Raw genomic sequence first — 17,946 nt, forward strand, 5'->3', positions numbered from 1 at the left:
CCGCACCGAACAAGGCACCTACCCCGACCACGACCTCGCCCACCGCTACCGCACCTGGCTCAACACCGCTTGACACCAATAGGAGCATCAGTTTCCGTCGGGTCAGGCATCGGCGGGAATGGCGACCTCGATCTCTTCGTCCAGCCGGGCCCCGTGCGCCAACTCGAGTTCATCGCCGCTCCAGAACCGGCCCGGGTCGTACCAGTTCAGCTTCCGCCCGCTCAGCAACCCCATCTCCTCGTACGTCACCGCGACCACCTCGGCGCAGTACGCCGACTCCAGCTCGAGCTCGCGTGATCCGCGCCGGAACGCCGGCACGCGACCGCGTACCCACCTCGACGCGAGGCGGGCCGTCGACGGGAACGGCGTACCGTCCAGCCGCGCAACCGTCCGCAGTACGGCGTCCTCCATCTCCCGCGTGACGGGATGGTCGAGCTGCCGCAGCCAGGCCTGCTGGCCGTACTTGCGCGCCCACACCAGCACCGCGTCGCGCAGATTGTGCAGCTGGGCGCCGCGCTGGTGCTGCCCGGTCCACATGTCCGGCAGCGAACGGCCGAGCTCCGCGTGCCACATCAGCGGCGGGAGGTCCTCGACGACAACCGCCATCCCGACATGGTTGACCGGGCTGTTCGTGGTCAGTTGGATAGCGCGATCCGCAGCACTGTCGCCACGAAACAGCCAAATGTCACCTGTTCGTGTCAGTTCCGTAGCGTCATCCAGTGAAATCCGGCTGGTCACGTCGCTAGGTTAGTCGTCATGAAGGTATGGAAGGTGGTAGGACTTGCGGGGCTCGTCGGCGTGGCCGCAACGGGCGTAGTCATCGCGCGGGGCGAGCGGAAGCGCCGCGCCTACACCCCGGAAGAGGTGCGGGACCGCCTCAAGACCCGGGTCAAGGAAGCAGCCAACGCCTGACCTCTCGGCCGGGCAGGCCAGACACGCCGTAACTCGGTGGTACGGCGTTGATCTCGCCTGCCCGGCCGAATTCGTTGCAGAACGCAACCTTTAAAGGTTGTGGAGGGCAACGTCTTCCAGTCGGCCGGCGGTGATCGTCGCGGTCTGGTACGTGCAGTACGGCTGCTTGCGGCGATCGGTCGGTGATCCCGGGTTCAACAGCCGCAGTCCGCCCGGGCTCGTCGTGTCCCACGGGATGTGGCTGTGCCCGAACACGAGCAGCTCGACCCCCGGGTACGCCGCTTCGCAGCGCGCCTCACGCCCCTTGGCCGAACCGGTCTCATGCACCACGGCAACCGACAGCCCGTCGAGAGTCACACGCGCGACCTCAGGCAGCCGCGCCCGCAACTCCGGACCGTCGTTGTTGCCCCAGCACCCGATGAGCCGGGCCGCACGAGCTTCCAACTCGTCCAGCAATCCGGCGCTCACCCAATCGCCTGCATGGATGACCACGTCGGCACGCTCGACCGCCTCCCAGACCGGCTCCGGCAGCTTCTTCGCCCGAACCGGCAGGTGAGTGTCCGAGATCAGCACCAGGCGCATGCGCCTACTGTCTACGCCTTCAGTGCCTCGATCAACTCCTTCTCCTTCGCCGGGCTGAGTCCCGCGCGTCGCTCCCGGTCCAGGCCGAGCTCCCGCTCCCAGGCGAGCGCGTCCACCAGGAACTCCCGGCGCGGCCGATGGGTCAGCCCGGCTGCGGCCGCCGCCGCACCACTCCGCGACGACCAGCCCTCGTACTCAGGCTCGGTCATCCACATCGCCAGCGACTCCGGCCCCATGTACTGCTCGACCTTCTGCTCCTCCAACCACTCCCGCGGCGCGAGCACGACCGGCCCGGTGTGACCGCCGACCTCACGCGCCAGCTCGATCCACTCGCCGAACGGCACCACGGGACCGCGCGTGTCGAAGGTCCCCGTCCGGCCCTCCGTCGCGTTGTCCAGGAGCCAACCGGCCAGATCCCGCACGTCGATCACCGAGGTCGCCAGCTCGGGCGTGTCCGGCACGAGCATCGGCTCCTCCGGCGCACGCGCCGCCCGCGCGACCCACGTCCCCGATCGGTCGCTCCGGTCCCCCGGCCCGCCGATCAACCCGGCCCGGGCGATCACGAGCCGATCCCCCACCACCTCCCGCGACGCGAGCTCAGACGCGACCTTCGCCTCGCCGTACTGCTCGCGCTCGACCACATCCAGCTCGGTCGGCTCCCGCAGTACGGCGGTCTCGTCCGCGCCGGGCGTGTCGTACTTCGCGTAGGCGTTCACCGACGACACATACGTCCAGTGCTTCGCCCGCGCGCCGAAGGCGGTCAGTGCACCCCGCACGAACCCTGGTTGCCACGACACCTCGAACACGGCATCCCAGTCGCGCGGCGGCACAGCGTCGTACGCACCCGGGCTGCTGCGATCAACGGCGATCAACCTGGCACCGTCCGCGATCGCTCCACTCTCGCCACGCGCCACACACGTCACCGAATGGCCGCGCGCGACCGCTTGCGCAGCGATCTCGCGACCGAGCCACGCCGTCCCACCGAGGATCAGAATCTCCATGCAGGCAAGCCAATCAGGCCCGACCGACAAAACCCAGGCACCTCTGCCGAGGGCAGAAACGGCGCGTGATCGCCCTACCCGCGTCAGGTCACCGTAAGACGTCGGGCCTTGCCAGGCAGGCGATCCAGGGCGCACGCTCGAAACAGACACCCAGGGGTGAGTGTCACAACACAGGGGGAAGAGATGGCTGGTTTCGTTCAGATCATCGAGTACCGGACATCGAAGCCGGACGAGATCAAGGCGCTGATGGACGACTACAGCGCCAAACGCGAAGCCGGGGGCGAGGGGCCCACGCCGGTCCGCGGCATCACCTGCGCCGACCGGGACGAGTCCGGACGGTACTTCGCGATCGTCGAATTCGCTTCCTACGAGGACGCGATGGCGAACTCGGCGCGGGCCGACACCACCGAGTTCTCGGCGCGGATGATGGAGCTCTGCGACGGGCCCGGCGCGTTCTACAACCTCGACCTGGTGGAGGAGATGAAGTACCCCTGACCGGTCCCGGCCCAGGCGTATCGCGAGTCCGCCTGGGCCGGTACCGCGCCGGGTACGGCGTACGCCACCTCGCCGAGGCGCACGCCGTACCTGGGCCACGACCGGTGCCGGGAGGGGAGACGGCACCGATGCACGCTGTGGGCAGCCCGGGTCCGCGGCGCCGGATCCGTTCTGCGGATAGCTGATTGGTCAGCGAAAGACTCGGTACGACGTCCAGGCGGACGGCGGCGCGGCGCCACGACTGCGGCTGCGGCTGAATGCGCCCTCGGGGCCGAACCCTCGGTCCGTGCCGAGATCGCCGTCCGAATGGAGCGGGTCAGGGTCCTGCGGTCCGGGAGCCGAGTGCAGGTCCGGCCAGGGCCGGGGTGGTAGGGATTCGCGGGGCGGCAGCCTGAGGTCGGGGTCAGGACCCGGTTCCGGGTCGAGCCACTCGATCTCGGTGGCGCCGCCGTGACCGTGGATGGCGATGACGGAGTCGACGCCGTCCCACACGGTCGTGGTCGGATAGTCGCCGTACCAGCGCAGCGCGACGGCTCCGTCGGTGAACTGCACGCCCTCGGCGACAGGCCCGGTGCCGCTGACACCGGAGACGTCGTGATGACGGATCAACCGGAAACGACGGGAACTCATTTCGGGGAAACCTCCCAGAGCCGCTCCCCCGGCAACTTCCGCTCCGGACCGGGATCCTGGTCGGGCAGCGGGTCACTGGTCACCCGTAAGCCGGCGAACCTGCGCGACATGGCCGCGGCGTACCGCTCGGCCAGCTCGGCCTCGGCCCGGTAGTCGGCAACCACATGGTCCCCGAACCAGACCCGCACCCGCCGCCGCTCCACCCGGACCGCACCCGGGTGAGGATCACCATCGTCAGCCATCTCAATGCACCCGACACCGAGTCGAGCCGTTTCCCATCAGCGACCTCGCAACAAAACCCTTCACGTCAATCACTTCCACTTCCCTGTGGGGGATGGGTTCACAGGTAGTGACGGCCCCCCCAGCCGTTCATGACGCAACTCCAGAGGAAAAATCTCACACCCCGTGAAGAGCCCGCCGCCGAGGCCGTCTCACCCGCGCGCTCCAGGCCCAAGGCGAGCGGCTCAACGACGTACTCCGCCGTCGTCAGCCGACGACCCAGGGGCGCCAGGCTTCGAGGGCCTCGGCGTCCAGAGAGGTGGTGGGTGGGAAGGTGTGGACGCCGGCACCGGGGAGGTACGCCGCGACGATCCAGGACATCGCATCGGCCAGAGCTCGTCGAAGAACCGGTGCCCCTCCTTCAACTCTGGATCCTGAAGCGCCTCCACCTGTAGAACTCCCGCAAGCCACCCCGCCGTCGCCTCCAGCGGATCACTCCCGGCCAGGAAGATGGTGTCGCTGCTAGACATCACTGGAACGGCGACCGACGACCCACGGGCGCCAGGTGTCGATGTCTTCGACGTCGGGGGTGATCGGGGGGTTGAAGGTGTGTGTGCCGGCACCAGGGAGGTGGGCTGACACCAGGGTGTCGAGGTTGTGCACCAGCAACGCTGGTACCTCGGGTCGTGCCGCTACGAGATCGGCGAAGACGGACCTGGTCTCGCGGAGCTGCCACTCCTCGTCGTTCGTGCCGATGAGCCGGACGCCAAGGTCGATCGGGTACTGATCAAGCGCCTGGATCTCGTCCGGCTCCGGGTCGGCCACAGCAAACCCGTTCGGACGCACCACGACTGCCAGCGTCCCCGTCCCCGACCGCGCCGAACGCCGGAACAGCCGCTCGTCCTCCTTCAGATCCGGATCCGCGACAGGATCAAGCCCGAGTACGCCGGCGAGCCAACCGGCGGCCTCCGCTACCGACTCTCTCCTGGCCACGAACACGTTGTCGCTCGTCGACATCACCGCTCCTTCCTGAAGGTGACCATTCGCTCGTCACCGAGAATGACATGAACCGGCGCATCGACCGACTTGCCCGGCTGACCACAAGCCTTCCGGAATCCCTTCAACGCCATCGCTTCGTCGAGCTCGACCTTCCGGCCGTCGATGAAAACCTCGCCGGCCGCACCGACCTGGTCGCAGGCTTCGTTGATGTTGCGCTTCACAGCCGACACTGAGGCTCGGTCCAGCGTCTTGAACTCGACGATCACGCCCTCCGCCGTTCCGCTCCGTCGCAACGTCGCGTCCGGATTCTTCTTGCCCTGAACCGTGTGGTCCTCCGGACGAGCGTCCACCCGCCAGCCCTGCGTCTCGAGGAAGTCCGCGAGCCGGCGTTCCTTCGGCTTGAAGCGAGCCGTGGGGTCACTCACCCCAGGAGCGAAGTCGCTGCCGAGCGGGCGGAGATCCATGGCCGGGTCGAAGTCGAGTTTCGGAAGGTCGGGAAGGTTGATATCGACGACGATCGGTTGGGGCCGAGGCTCTTCGGGGTAGTCGAAGGTGGCTGTTATCTCGTCGGTTGTGATGGTGAGGGTGGCGTGTTGCCACTGGTTCTTCTCCTCGTCGGCCATGGAGTCGAGGAGGTTCTTGACGGCCTCGGTGAGGTCTACCTCGATGTCGTGGTCCTGGAGGAGGTGTTCGTTGCGTTTCTGGTCTTCTTTTTCGTTGCGTTCTTCGAATTCGAGCTCGCTGGTCTCGAGGACGGTGATTTCTATCTCGAGGGGTTCCTGCTCGTCGCGGTCGTCGTCGTTCTCGTGGGCCTTGCGGTACTTCTCGAAGGCTTTGCGGGCGACGGTGATCAGTGGGGGTTCGTTGTCTTCGGCAACTTCCAGGTCTTCGTAGGTGAAGCTCAGGCGTTTGGTGCGGCCGAGCGAGTCGAGGTCGCCGGAGCCGCCGGTGAGCTTGTTGCGGTCGGCGGAGTCTGACGACGGGCGGTTCGTCGACGGGCCAGCGGCGCCGACGAGGCCCTCGGCCCAGCCGCGGGCCTTCGGAGGCGCCATCGACAGATAGTGGGCCGCGGCCTCGCAGGCTCGGGCGGCGGCGTCCAGTTGCTGGGCTGCGACGGTTGCCTGGCCGCGGGACGCGCTCAGGGCGAGTTGCGCGTTCTCACGGCACCGTACGGCGGTGCGCTGCAACTGGTCGATCACGCGCGGAATCTCGTCGAAGCAATCGACCAGACCACGCGCGACCCGCTGCAGCTCCGACGGCATCCCGGCGCCCCAAAAGCTCAGATCTGGTCGGCGTAGTTCTTGCAGCCGGCGGACGCGATCTCGAGGGCCTCGGCGGCCTGTTCGACCGCCTTGCTCGCGGCCTCGAGGATCTCGGTGATGTCGCGATCGATACCGGTCGCGGTGCCGGCGATCAAGCTCTCCACCAGCTGGCTGTGCTGGGTGAAGCGGAGCTTGAACCCGGCCAGGCCGCCGGCCGCCTGCTTGGCCTCCATCGAGACCTGGTGCAGCTGTTCCTTGAGCCGCAGTACGTCGGACACCTCAACCCACTCCCAAACCTAGTTGCGCTTCTTCGGCAGCACGATCGCCGTACCCGCCACCACGACCGGCACGCCGATCCCGATCCACCACGGCAGACCGGCCGCCATCAGCACGAAAATCGCGACCGCACCGCCCCAGCCCCACCAGCGCGCGCCGGGCAGCCGCGGCAACCCGAGCACCCGCGACGCGGCCAGCATCGTGACAGCCGCGATCGCCGCGGCCTCGACCCCGGCCAGGAACGACCTGCTGAACACCCACACCAGCACGAACCCGACCAGCGCCAGGACCGCGCTGATGGTACGCCGCTTGCGCTGCTCCTGGAGCGCCCGGGCCGTCGACCGCAGCTCCTCCAACTCGTCGACAGACTCGGCGAGCTGTTTGGTGATGCGCTCGGCAACGGTCTCGAGGTCGTTCAGCGCCCGGATCTCGGGCAGCGTGTGGTTCGCCCGCTTCCCCTCGGCGGGCAGACCAGCCCGCTGCAGACTCGCGGCCGCCTTCTCGGCAAGCGCGTTCAGCCGGGTCTGCAGCTTCAGCCCGCGCTCGGCCATCGCATCGGCCTCCGCCGCCGCAGTCGCCTCCGCCTTGGACTTGTGCGCAGTCAACCGATCCTGTGCCTGCTGCGCGTCCGCCCGCGCCATCGCGACCGTGCGCAACGCCCGCACGTACTCCGACCACTGCTGCTCGACGGTCTTCATCGACCCACCAGCTCCACCGTGCGATCCACCTCGTCCGCCCGCAGCGCGGCGAAGGGTACGACGACCTGTGCCTCAGGATGCAGCCCGTCCCACAACAGCCCTCGATGCGGCTCCGACGCCCACCGCACGAGCGGCCCCGCCACAGCCCGTACGCCGTCCTGCGGATGCCGTAGGAACAGATGAGTCGCGACGTTGGCCCGCCCGTACCCGAGCTGCTCGGTGCAGACATGCATCCGGTTCCACCACCCGTACGTGATGAGGCCCTGCGCCGGCCCGTCCCGCACGATGTCCTGCAGCGCGTTCGCCGGGCTCTCGAAGTACCCCTCGGCATGCAGCTGCATCCGCGGTACGCCGTGGAACCCGAACCCGAGCAGGTACGTCCCGCCGGCCTGCCCCGTCCGCATCGCCTCCCGCAGCGCGAACAGCCGCGGCGCGATGTCGTCGTGCTTGTCCACGGTCTCGACCTCACAGCCGAGCTCCCGCAGTACCTGCACCAACGCATCCTTGCCCTCAGCAACAGCCGGCGCCGAGTTCGTCCCATCCACGAACACGAACCGCGGCGGATCCACCGCAGCCGCTGCCGTCGACACCGCCAACCCGGTCAGCACCCCGAGCGCATCCGCCGGCCCGTCCCCCAGCACGAGGACGCCGGCACCGGGCTCGGGCCGCACCTCAACGGATACCGGCTCCTCGGTCACCGCGATCGGCAACCCCGTCCACGGCCGGCCCAACTCGGGCTTCACCGCTGCGGCCGTCTCAGCCAGATGCGCAGGCTCAGCAAGATGGAACACCCGCGGCGGACGCGCCTCCGACCCCGCACGCGACCACAGCTCGCGACGCAGCGAATCCAGCACGGGCTTGTCCGCGAAGCTCACGAGCACATGCTGGTTGTCGTCCGGCGATCCGAAGTTCGCGTTCAGCACGGCCTCGCCGCGGAACTGCAGCTCGGCCGCCGCCGTGTTCCCACTCCGCAAGATTGCCTGCGAATCGGCCGGCGTCGTCTTCAGCGCGATCCGGTAAGGGACCTGCCCGAAGATCGAGTCCCGCCGCGTCGACAGCCGCTTCACGCCCTCGATCGTCTGCGTTGCCAGTACGACGTGAACGCCGTACGCACGCCCCAACCGGACCAACCGCTCCAGCAACTTCGCGGCCTCGTCAGCCAGCTCGTCATCGTCCTCGAGCAGCACCTGGAACTCGTCGAGTACGACGAGAATGCGCGGCGGCCGATCCGGACCCGGGGCGAGCTCCGCGATATCGGCGACGTTCCCGTGCGACTTGAAGATCTCGCTGCGCCGCGCGAGCTCGTCCGACAGATGACGCAGTACGGCGAGACCGAACGCGCGATCGCTGTGCACACCGAGCACCCGCACCTGTGGCAGCCAATGCGGCCGATCCGGACCCGGACCGAGCGCCGAGAACTCGACGCCGTGCTTGAAGTCGAGCAGGTACATCTCCAGGTCCGCCGGTGCATACCGCGCCGCGAGCCCGTGGATCAGCACCAGGAGCAGGTTCGACTTGCCCTGGCCGACCGCGCCGCCGACGAGCACGTGCGGCAGCGCCGGGTTGCCGCTGCGCAACCGCACCAGCGCCGGCGTGCGGTCGTCGTACCCGATCACGGCGCCGATCTCGTCCTTGACCGGCTGCCACCAGGTGGAACGGTCCGGCAGGGTCCGCTCGAAATCGATCGTCGGAAGGACGGCGATCTCGGCCTGCTCGGCGATCACATCACAGATGCCTGCGGCAACGGTGGCGTCGAACGGCGGATCCAGCCTGGCCGGCGGCAACTGCGCGACCTCGACCCGGTCATTGCTGATGACAACGGGATTGAGGAGCTCGAGCAACTGTTTGGAGTCGACGTCCAGCTCCGCCGCCGTCGACGCGTCGTAGTGCACGAGGAAGCAGATCCCCCGCTTGCCGGCGGTCGCGGCCAGCCGGAGCAGGTCGCGCTGGGCGAGCGTGTCGATGCCGGACGGGTAGTCGAAGAGGATGACCAGCCGGTACGGGTCGGTGACCTGGCCGGTCTCCTTGAGCAACTCCTCGAACCGCTCGTGCCCGAGCTGCGCCTGCCGGCTCGCCCGCAGCGAGGAGACATCCACCAGCCCGGACAGCACAGTGTGCAGCTGCTCCGCGGTGTGCGTTGCCCTCGGCACCAATTGCGGGTACTTCGTGGTCAGGTGACCGAGCAGCCCCATCATCCCGGTGAGCCGCGGATCGAACGCGTCGACGCGGAGCCGGAACGGTTCGGCCGCCGCGATCAGCCGCAACGCGATGCTCTGCAGGAGGCGGCGCGCGTTCTCGTTGCGGTCCGCGGTGACCTTCCAGCCGTTCGTCTGCAGCAGCGGCGCGACCACCGGCGTACCGGCGTCCAGCTCACCGACCCGCACGTACGACGGGACGCCCGCGCCGACGAGCTGACGCGAACGCCAGCGTGCGTCGTTCGGCGGGATCGATCCAAGACCAGGCGCGAGCCGGTCCGCGAGCAACCGCGCCTTGGGCTCGGCCTCGGACAAGGCCTCCGCGGTCTTCGCGTCGACCAACGCACGCGACTCGCGCCGCGCGATAGCGGTCTGCTCCTGTAACTGACGATGCAGCCGGACGGCGCGCTGATGCTCGCCCTGGGTCAACCGCCGCGCGTTCTCCAGCAGCTGTGCCAGCGCATGCTGCAGACCGCGGATCCGCGCTTCCAGGAGCTCCGGTGCTGCGTCTGAACTGCGCGCTCCGCGCGAAGGGTCTGAATTGCGCGCTCCGCGCGAAGGCGATCCGGGCATACCTCCCCCGTCAGGCTCCTCCGTCACGAGCACCGCCCTTTCACCCTTGCCCCGCGACCGTACTGATTGCCTGGTGTAACCATGTCACACCTGTAGTCCCATCCGTCACTCCAGGCATCAGCAGTCTCACCCAGTAATCCGCCGCTAGTCCGGCGCGACGATCTCGAGCTCGTAGCCGTCGGTGTTGTGGAGGAAGGCGGCGTAATGCTGCGGGCCGCCGGCGTACGGATGGCGGTCGGCGAACATCAGCGTCCAGCCGTGCTCGGCGGCCTCGTCGACGACGGTGTCGACCTCGGCCCGACTGGCCGCGTTCAGCGCGAGGTGGTTCATCCCGGGCCGCATCCGGTCGTGCTCGGCAGCCGACATTGCGGGGCTCTGCTCGACGACGACGTACGAGCCGTCGGAGGCGATCCAGGTCATGCCGCCGGGCCAGCCGTCACCGTCCTTCCAGCCCAGCCTGTTGAGGACCCAGCCCCAACTTGCGACGGCCCGGGACAGGTCCGGGACCCAGATCTCGACGTGATGCACCGCGGCGACCATCGCAGCATTATCTGTGCTCGGCAGAATGGTTCGACACCGCCATCGAGATCGCCCCGGAGACCAGCAGCCAGACCAGGGCAGCGACCAGCCAGGGCCACCACGGACGGGCCTGGGCGGCCTCGGCGACCGCCTTGCCGAACAGGCCGCCGCCGGGCGCGAAGACAAACACGAGCAATACCCGCGCGATCGTCGTCTCCCTGGTCATTTCTTCATTGTGAGAGGCAGCCGCCGACCCTGCAGAAACCTTGGCGTTTCGCGCCCCTTCACCTTTCTGTCTGTGGCAGGGTCTACCGTCTCCGTTGACAGTCGAGGGGAGGTCATGGTGAGCACCACCCGGATCGAAAGCACGGCGTACGGCGCCGCGGCGCTGGAGTGCCTGCAAGCCGTTGTCGCGCGGCTCAAGGCCGACGATCCGATGACCCCTGTCACCCTCCTGCTGCCCAACAACCTGTCCGGCGTCATCGCCCGACGGCACCTCGCCGTTTCCGGTATCGCCGGTCTGTATCTGGCGACGCTCGAGCGGCTGGCCGAGCAGATCGCCGCCGGCACGCTGTCACCCCGTCGTCCCGCCACCCGCCCGATCGTCGCCGCCACCTGGCGGACGGCGCTCGCGAAGGCGCCCGGCATCTTCCAGGACGTCGCCGAGCACCCGTCCACGATCCAAGCGCTTGCATCTGCCCATCGCGAGCTCCGCGACCTCACCGATCCCGCGCTCGACGAGGTCGCGCACGCGTCCGCGCTCGGCCCGGATCTGGTCCGCCTGCACCGCCACGTCACCGACGAGCTGGCCTCGGATTGGTACGACGAGACCGACCTGCTCCGCGCCGCTGCGGCTCGGATCGCTGCGTCGCCAGAGGTCGTCCGTGAGCTCGGCGCGCTGGTCCTCTATCTTCCGCAGGAGCTGACACAGTCCGAGGCTGCCTTCGTCGGGGCGCTTGGAGACGCGGCAGCGGATCTCACGGTGATCGTTGGTCTGACCGACGTACGCCGTGCCGACCGCGCCGTCCGGCGATCGCTCGAACGGATCGGGATCGACCTGCCGCGGTCGATCTCGAAGAACTACCCGGTCGCGACCGAGATCCTCAACGCGTCCGACGCCGACGACGAAGTGCGTTGCGTCGTGCGCGATGTCGTGTCGGCGTTGGAGCACACGCCCGCGCATCGGATCGCGGTGCTGTACTCCGCGGCTTCGCCGTACGCGCGTCTGCTGCACGAGCATCTCGGCGCCGCGAAGATCGAAGTCAACGGTCCGGGGACGCGACCGGTGCACGAGCGGGCGATCGCGCGGACGCTGCTCGAAGTACTGGCGTTGGTCGATCAGGATCTGCCGCGTGCCGATGTGTTCCGGGCGCTGGCGAACGCGCCGACGCGCGACTTCGGCGGCGAGCGGATCCCGGTGCCGCAGTGGGAGCGGATGTCCCGAGCGGCCGGCGTGGTGCGCGGGGACGACTGGGACACGCGGCTCGCGCGGTATGCGCAGTCCGAGCGGCGGACTGCTGATCAGGAAGAGGCCGCCGAGGATCCGCGGCCGGCTGCGGTGCGACGCGCGCAGTACAACGCGTCGACGGCTGAGCGGTTGCATGCGTTTGCTTCGACTCTGCGGCGGCGGTTGGGTGCGCTCGCGGAGTTGGAGACGTGGGCCGAGCTGTCGGAAGGGGTTCTGCGGCTCTTCCACGATCTGCTGGGTGACTACTCCTCTCTGCCGATCGAGGAGCAGTACGCCGCGGCGGCGGTCGAGGGATCGTTGACGGGGCTGTCGACGTTGGACGAGCTCGGAACGCCTGCGAGCCTGGCGGTGCTGCGCGACGTACTGGATCTGGAGCTGCAGCAGTCGCTGCCTCGGGTGGGCACGTTCGGGACGGGCGTGCTGGTCGCGCCACTGTCCGCGAGCGTCGGGTTGTCGGCGGACATTGTGTACGTCGTCGGGCTGTCGGAGGACTTGTATCCGGGCCGGGTGCATGAGGATGCGCTGCTCCCCCATCGGGTGCGCGAGGCGGCCGCGCCGGAGCTGGCGTCGTTCCGGGATCGCTTGGACGAGAAGCAACGGCATCTGCTGGTTGCCTTCTCGGCGGGTGCGCGAGTCGTGGCGGCGTTCCCTCGTGGCGATCTGAGGCGATCTTCGCGCCGGTTGCCGACGCGTTGGTTGCTCGGGTCGTTGCGGGAACTGACAGGCGATCATGCCCTGCCGGCGACCCAATGGGACAGGCATGGTGAGGTCCTGCAGACATCGGCCTCGTACGCTGGATCGTTGACTATGGCAACGATGCCGGCGACGGAGCAGGAGTGGCAGACGCGCGCCGCCGCGGCCGGGTTGTGGGTTCAGGACAGCGTGCTGGTGCGGGCTCGGGAGCTGTTGCGCGGCCGAGGTTCTCAGGCGTTCACACGCTTCGACGGGGACTTGTCGGGAGTGTCCGGGCTGCCCGAGTACGCCGTCGAGGATCGCATCGCCTCGCCGACGTCGCTCGAGTCCTATGCGACCTGCCCGCACGCGTACTTCGTCGAGCGGTTGCTTCAGGTGGAGCCGCTCGAAGCGCCCGAAGACCTGCTGGTGATCTCGCCGGTGCAGATCGGGAACCTGATCCACAACAGCCTCGATGCGTTCGTCACGCGGTTGGCCGGCTCGCTCCCGGCGTACGGCGAGGCGTGGACGGCGGACCAACGTGCGCTGCTGCTGGCGATCGGGGCTGATCTGGCCGAGCAGTTCGAGGCCGAAGGGCTGACCGGGCATCCGCGCCTGTGGCAACGCGAGCGGTTGCGGATCCTCGGCGACCTCATGGTTCTGTTGACGGACGACGATCGGTGGCGTGCGGACCGGTCCGCGTCGGTCGTGGCGAGTGAGCTCCGGTTCGGGTTCGATGGCGAGCCGCCGGTTGAGATCCCGGTGCCGTCCGGTCGGGTGCTGTTGCGCGGGTCCGCCGACAAGGTGGACCTCGGCGCGGACGGCACGATCTATGTGACAGACGTGAAGACCGGCGGCTTCTCGCGGTATGAGGGCATCGAATCGGACCCGGTCGCGGGCGGGACCAAGCTGCAACTCCCGGTTTATGCATACGCCGCTCGGGCCCGGTTGGGCGAGCCGACCACTCCGGTCGAGGCGTCGTACTGGTTCGTGCGGCGCGGCGGCAAACGGATCCCCGTTCCGTTGACCCCTGAGGTCGAGGAGCGGTACGTCGACACCCTCGACGTGATCGTGTCGTCGATCGCGGCCGGGTACTTCCCGCCGAAGGCGCCCGAGGTGCCGGACTTCCTGTGGGTGCAATGCCCGTACTGCAACCCCGACGGCATCGGGCACAGCGAGGTCCGCGCGCGCTGGGACCGGAAGCGTCACGACCCCGTTCTGGAGCGGCTGGTCCGGCTCATCGACCCGACTGCGCTGGAGGCCGGCGATGAGTGAACAGCTGCTCGACAGCGCGGCGCGCGACCGGATCCGTTCCGACACCGAGACCACGCTCTTCGTCGAGGCTGGGGCCGGGTCGGGTAAGACGCATGCGTTGGTGGATCGCGTGACCACGTTGGTTTTGCGCGACGGCGTACCGCTGCGGACGATCGCTGCCGTCACGTTCACCGAGAAGGCCGGGGCCGAGCTGCGGGACCGGCTGCGGGTCGAGTTCGAGCGGGCGCGGAAGGGCGATGCTCGTGAGCTGGCCGACGGGGCTTTGGACGACCTGGACTCCGCCTCGATCGGCACGCTGCATGCCTTTGCGCAACAGATCCTGCTCGCGCATCCGATCGAAGCCGGTTTGCCCCCGCTGATCGACGTACTCGATGAGGTCGGGTCGTCGGTCGCGTTCGAGGAACGCTGGGCGGAGTTGCAGCAGCAGCTGCTCGACGACGATTCCATCGCTGAGCCGTTGTTGCTCGCGATGGCCGTCGGGGTCGAGCTGAAGCATCTTCGGTCACTCGCGCGGCTGTTCGGCAACGACTGGGACTTGATCGCCGAACGCGTGCTCGTCGATCCGCCTGAGCTGGTGGCGATGCCGGATCTGACCGGACTGATCGCGGCGGCCGCGCAGATCGGCGGAGTGGTTGACTCCTGTCTTGATCCTGAGGACCGGCTGCTGCCCAAGCTGGTGCAGATTCGCGAGCTCGGTCTGATGCTCGATGCGGCTACCGACCAGGAGACGCAGCTTGCGATTCTGCAGACGCTCCGCGGGCTGAAGGTCGGGCGGATCGGGCGCAAGGAGAACTGGCCGGATGTCGCCAAGGTGCGCGGGGACTGCACCGAGGTGGTCGAGGTCGCCGGTTCGCTCGTCGAGCTACTGCTCGATGCTTGCCTCCAGCATCTTTCTCACTGGATCGCGGAGCGGGTGCTGGAGTCGGCGGAGCTTCGACGCGCTGAAGGTCGGCTGGAGTTTCACGACCTCCTGGTGCTGGCGCGTGATCTGCTGCGGCGGGATGCGGCTGTTCGCGGGGATCTTCAGGAGCGGTTCGAGCGGCTGCTGCTGGACGAGTTCCAGGACACCGACCCGATCCAGATCGAGCTCGCGGTCCGGATCGCCGGCGGTGTCGAGGCCGACGCCGAGGACTGGCGCGACGTCGAGGTGCCGGAGGGTCGGCTGTTCGTGGTGGGTGACCCGAAGCAGTCCATCTATCGGTTCCGCCGCGCCAACATCGCGACGTACCTGACCGCCCAGGACCTGCTCGGCGAGACCGTCGCGCTCACTACCAACTTCCGCACGGTGCCCCCGATCCTGACCTGGATCAACACCGTCTTTGCCACGCTGATTCAACCCCAGGAAGCCGCCCAGCCCTCATACCAATCGCTGTCCCCGCACCGCACCAACCCGACCGCGCCACGTCACCCGGGCACCTCCCCCGGCCGCCTGGGCGCCGGTTCGTCCACCGGTCCGGGGACCTCGTCATCGGTCCGTCCAGGTCCGCGCTCAGCTGATCATCCCGCCGAGCCTGCCCCCGTCAAGGGCGACCAGCTCTCCATGTTCGACGACGCCGATGCCACGCTGTTCGACGAGGATCCGTCGGACGACGGCGAGCAGCTTGCTGACGTCGCGACTGTGCTGCCGTTCCGTCGGCGCGGCGACTCCGTGTCCGCAGACGTACCGCCGGACCTGTCACCGGAAGAGGACGACCCCGCTGCCGGTCCCGCCGTCACCATCCTCGGTCCAGAGCCGCACGACGACCTCCCCCGCGCCCAAGCATCCGTCCTCCGCGAACGTGAAGCCACCGATGTCGCGTCCGTCGTCGAGCAGGCCCTCCGCGAGGGCTGGCTGGTGTACGACGACCGCGCCGAAAGCTGGCGACCCGCAGAGGCCGGCGACATCGCCGTACTCGTCCCCGCCCGCACCTCGCTCCCGTTCCTGGAAGACGCTCTCGACCGCGCCGACATCCCGTACCGCGCCGAGGCCAGCTCGCTCGTCTACCAAACGGCCGAGGTCCGCAACCTGCTCGCCTGCGCCCGCGCGCTCGGCGACCCGAGCGACCAGCTCGCTCTCGTCACCACACTGCGCTCGCCGCTGTTCGGCTGCGGCGACGACGACCTGTACACCTGGAAACGCTCCGGCGGCTCGTTCACGCTGACCGCCCCGGTCCCCGACCAGCTCCTGACCCACCCGGTCGGCGACGCGATGGAGTGGCTCCGCCGTACGCACTATGCCGCCCGCTGGCTCACCCCCAGCGAGGTCCTCGCGAAGATCGTCGCCGACCGCCGCATGCTCGAAGTCGCCGCGATCGGCCCGCGAGCCCGCGACGCGTGGCGCCGCATCCGGTTCGTCGTCGACCAGGCCCGCGCGTGGTCCGAGGTCGAGCACGGCGGCCTGCGTTCGTACCTGGCCTGGGCCGCCCACCAGGGCGAAGAGACCTCCCGCGTCGCCGAGGCCGTGCTCCCCGAGACCGACGCCGACGCAGTCCGAGTGATGACGATCCACGCCGCGAAGGGTCTCGAGTTCCCGATCGTCATCCTCTCCGGCATGACCGCCGCGCCGAACCGTCAGCGCGGCGTCCAGGTCCTCTGGCCTCCGGACGGCGGGTACGCCGTGAAGCTCAAGTCGTCCGTGCAGACCGAGGACTTCGACCTCGTGCAGCCGGTCGACGAGCAGATGGACGACTACGAACGCCGCCGCCTGCTGTACGTCGCCGCGACGCGCGCCCGCGACCACCTGATCGTCTCGCTGCACCGCTCGGGAAATCGCCGCCACTCCAGCAACGCCGAGCTGCTTGCATCCGCCGGCGGCGTCGAGGCACCGCACTCGACCTTGTTCACCAGCCCACCGGTGCCCGACCGCGAACCGTCCGGCAGCCCAGACGTCACGCCGCCGATCTCGCGAACAGAGTGGGAGACCCGAGCCTCCGCCGCCCAGGCCGCGAGCCGTGCCCGGTCCGCCCAGAGCGCGTCCGGTCTGGAAGGCACCGGCCCGGAGGTCGCGCTCGACGACATCGATCCCGGCACTGCGAAGGCCGCCCGCGACCTGGAGCTCCCACCGTGGACCAAGGGCCGCTACGGCACCGCGATCGGCCGCGCGGTCCACGCCGTACTCCAAGTCGTCGATCTGTCCACCGGCGCTGGCCTGGAGTCCGCTGTTTCCACGCAATGCCTGGCTGAGGGCGTGCTCGAGTACGCCGACGTCGTCACCGCGCTCGTGAGATCCGCGCTGGCGTCCGACGTGGTGACACGAGCCGCCGCCCGCGAGCATTGGCGCGAGTCGTACGTCGGCACCGTCCAGCCCGACGGCACTGTGCTCGAGGGTTTCGTCGACCTCATCTACCGCGAGGACGACGGCCGTCTCACAATCGTCGACTACAAGACGGACGCCATCCCCGCGGCAGCCCTGGACAGCCGAGTCGCGTATTACGCTCCGCAGCTCCAGGCGTACTCGGCCATCCTGCCCAACACCGGACCGCCGATCCTGCTTTTCCTCAACCCCAGCGGGGCAATCGAGCGACAGGTGCCTTAGGCAACGAGCCGGACGGCCAACAGCACAATCAGCACGGTCGATGCCAGCGCAGTCACCAACTTGCCGAGGTGACCAGTCAGCAGACGTCCCAACAACGCTCCGCCGCCGGCAAGCAGCAGTTGCCAACTTGCCGACGCCGCAAACGCCGCGACGACGAACACAACCCGCTCACCAAGCCCCGCGACACCGGATCCACCCAGTACGAGAGCGGCGAAGTAGATCACCGTCCACGGGTTCAGCATCGTCATCCCGAGCATCCCGAAGTACGCCGTCCGCACGCCGACCGGGGTCTCCTGCTCGATCACGGCCAGCCGCTGCGCGCGATACCGCCGTACTGCCTTGACCGCGCCCATCACCGCGAGCCCGATCAGCACGACAACCGACGCCCACCGCAGCGGCCCGACGACAGGCACCAGCAGCGGCGCCAACGCCGTACCAGCGACCGCCGCCACCGCGGCGTACACGCCATCCGCGGACGCGACCCCGAGCGCCGCAAACGCCCCGATGCGCAACGAACTCCGCGCAGTCAACGCCACCAGGTAGGTCCCGACAGGCCCGACCGGCATAGCAACCCCATACCCAGCCAGCAGCCCCGCGACCACCACCCCGATCACAACTGACCGAGCGTCGACCCCAATCCCCGACCACCCTGCTGC

The 17,946-nt window shown here is 68.7% G+C and carries 17 protein-coding genes; 4 read left to right on the top strand and 13 right to left on the bottom strand.

The features are described 5' to 3' along the window. Nucleotides 1-102: 102 nt before the first annotated feature. Nucleotides 103-606 (bottom strand): hypothetical protein, encoded by a 504-nt coding sequence (locus tag EV645_RS01620; RefSeq protein WP_242000143.1) that lies wholly within the window; start codon nucleotides 604-606, stop codon nucleotides 103-105. Nucleotides 607-756: 150 nt separating this feature from the next. Here EV645_RS01620 and EV645_RS42105 point away from each other — a divergent pair, with 150 nt between their 5' ends. Then, on the top strand, nucleotides 757-912 hold the full coding sequence (locus tag EV645_RS42105) for a hypothetical protein (protein ID WP_165546543.1): 156 nt from the start codon (nucleotides 757-759) through the stop codon (nucleotides 910-912). Between the two features lie 90 nt (nucleotides 913-1,002). On the opposite strand, the gene EV645_RS01625 is transcribed toward EV645_RS42105, so the two are convergent. Next, nucleotides 1,003-1,494 (bottom strand): metallophosphoesterase family protein, encoded by a 492-nt coding sequence (locus tag EV645_RS01625; RefSeq protein ID WP_130438989.1) that lies wholly within the window; start codon nucleotides 1,492-1,494, stop codon nucleotides 1,003-1,005. Nucleotides 1,495-1,505: 11 nt separating this feature from the next. Beyond that, nucleotides 1,506-2,495: a Rossmann-fold NAD(P)-binding domain-containing protein gene (locus tag EV645_RS01630; RefSeq protein ID WP_130438991.1), complete on the bottom strand. Its 990-nt coding sequence runs from the start codon at nucleotides 2,493-2,495 to the stop codon at nucleotides 1,506-1,508. Between the two features lie 183 nt (nucleotides 2,496-2,678). Between EV645_RS01630 and EV645_RS01635 the strand changes: the two genes are divergently transcribed. Then, nucleotides 2,679-2,990, top strand: a complete 312-nt coding sequence (locus tag EV645_RS01635; RefSeq protein WP_130438993.1) for a hypothetical protein — start codon at nucleotides 2,679-2,681, stop codon at nucleotides 2,988-2,990. A 189-nt stretch (nucleotides 2,991-3,179) separates the two neighbouring features. Here EV645_RS01635 and EV645_RS01640 read toward each other — a convergent pair whose 3' ends face one another. From EV645_RS01640 to EV645_RS01680, 9 genes are all read right to left on the bottom strand, one after another. Further along, nucleotides 3,180-3,620, bottom strand: a complete 441-nt coding sequence (locus EV645_RS01640; protein WP_242000144.1) for a hypothetical protein — start codon at nucleotides 3,618-3,620, stop codon at nucleotides 3,180-3,182. Continuing rightward, nucleotides 3,617-3,862: a hypothetical protein gene (locus EV645_RS01645; RefSeq protein ID WP_130438995.1), complete on the bottom strand. Its 246-nt coding sequence runs from the start codon at nucleotides 3,860-3,862 to the stop codon at nucleotides 3,617-3,619. Before EV645_RS01645 ends, EV645_RS01640 begins: the two co-directional genes overlap by 4 nt. 499 nt (nucleotides 3,863-4,361) lie before the next feature. Next, nucleotides 4,362-4,856 carry a hypothetical protein gene (locus EV645_RS01650; RefSeq protein WP_130438997.1) on the bottom strand — a complete coding sequence of 165 codons (495 nt, stop codon included), beginning with the start codon at nucleotides 4,854-4,856 and terminating at the stop codon, nucleotides 4,362-4,364. After that, nucleotides 4,856-6,100: a hypothetical protein gene (locus EV645_RS01655; RefSeq protein ID WP_130438999.1), complete on the bottom strand. Its 1,245-nt coding sequence runs from the start codon at nucleotides 6,098-6,100 to the stop codon at nucleotides 4,856-4,858. Before EV645_RS01655 ends, EV645_RS01650 begins: the two co-directional genes overlap by 1 nt. A gap of 17 nt (nucleotides 6,101-6,117) precedes the next feature. Beyond that, nucleotides 6,118-6,378 carry a hypothetical protein gene (locus EV645_RS01660; protein WP_130388988.1) on the bottom strand — a complete coding sequence of 87 codons (261 nt, stop codon included), beginning with the start codon at nucleotides 6,376-6,378 and terminating at the stop codon, nucleotides 6,118-6,120. 18 nt (nucleotides 6,379-6,396) lie between these two features. Beyond that, complete coding sequence (locus tag EV645_RS01665; protein WP_130439001.1) at nucleotides 6,397-7,074, bottom strand: hypothetical protein; 678 nt, start codon at nucleotides 7,072-7,074, stop codon at nucleotides 6,397-6,399. Continuing rightward, on the bottom strand, nucleotides 7,071-9,842 hold the full coding sequence (locus tag EV645_RS01670; protein ID WP_130439003.1) for an FtsK/SpoIIIE domain-containing protein: 2,772 nt from the start codon (nucleotides 9,840-9,842) through the stop codon (nucleotides 7,071-7,073). Before EV645_RS01670 ends, EV645_RS01665 begins: the two co-directional genes overlap by 4 nt. Before the next feature lie 144 nt (nucleotides 9,843-9,986). Further along, nucleotides 9,987-10,382 carry a VOC family protein gene (locus tag EV645_RS01675; RefSeq protein WP_130439005.1) on the bottom strand — a complete coding sequence of 132 codons (396 nt, stop codon included), beginning with the start codon at nucleotides 10,380-10,382 and terminating at the stop codon, nucleotides 9,987-9,989. A 7-nt stretch (nucleotides 10,383-10,389) separates the two neighbouring features. Next, on the bottom strand, nucleotides 10,390-10,587 hold the full coding sequence (locus tag EV645_RS01680; RefSeq protein WP_130439007.1) for a hypothetical protein: 198 nt from the start codon (nucleotides 10,585-10,587) through the stop codon (nucleotides 10,390-10,392). A 114-nt stretch (nucleotides 10,588-10,701) separates the two neighbouring features. Between EV645_RS01680 and EV645_RS01685 the strand changes: the two genes are divergently transcribed. Together EV645_RS01685 and EV645_RS01690 are read left to right on the top strand one after the other, a co-directional pair. Next, entirely contained in the window at nucleotides 10,702-13,776 is a 3,075-nt protein-coding gene (locus tag EV645_RS01685) for a PD-(D/E)XK nuclease family protein (RefSeq protein ID WP_242000145.1), read from the top strand. Continuing rightward, nucleotides 13,769-17,290 (top strand): UvrD-helicase domain-containing protein, encoded by a 3,522-nt coding sequence (locus tag EV645_RS01690; RefSeq protein WP_130439009.1) that lies wholly within the window; start codon nucleotides 13,769-13,771, stop codon nucleotides 17,288-17,290. The genes EV645_RS01685 and EV645_RS01690 overlap by 8 nt, the downstream gene beginning before the upstream one ends. On the opposite strand, the gene EV645_RS01695 is transcribed toward EV645_RS01690, so the two are convergent. Further along, nucleotides 17,287-17,856 (bottom strand): LysE family transporter, encoded by a 570-nt coding sequence (locus tag EV645_RS01695; protein ID WP_130439011.1) that lies wholly within the window; start codon nucleotides 17,854-17,856, stop codon nucleotides 17,287-17,289. The two genes, EV645_RS01690 and EV645_RS01695, sit on opposite strands and share 4 nt — an antisense overlap. Nucleotides 17,857-17,946: the final 90 nt, after the last annotated feature.

It is taken from the genome of Kribbella rubisoli, assembly GCF_004217145.1.
Taxonomy (GTDB): Bacteria; Actinomycetota; Actinomycetes; order Propionibacteriales; family Kribbellaceae; genus Kribbella; species Kribbella rubisoli.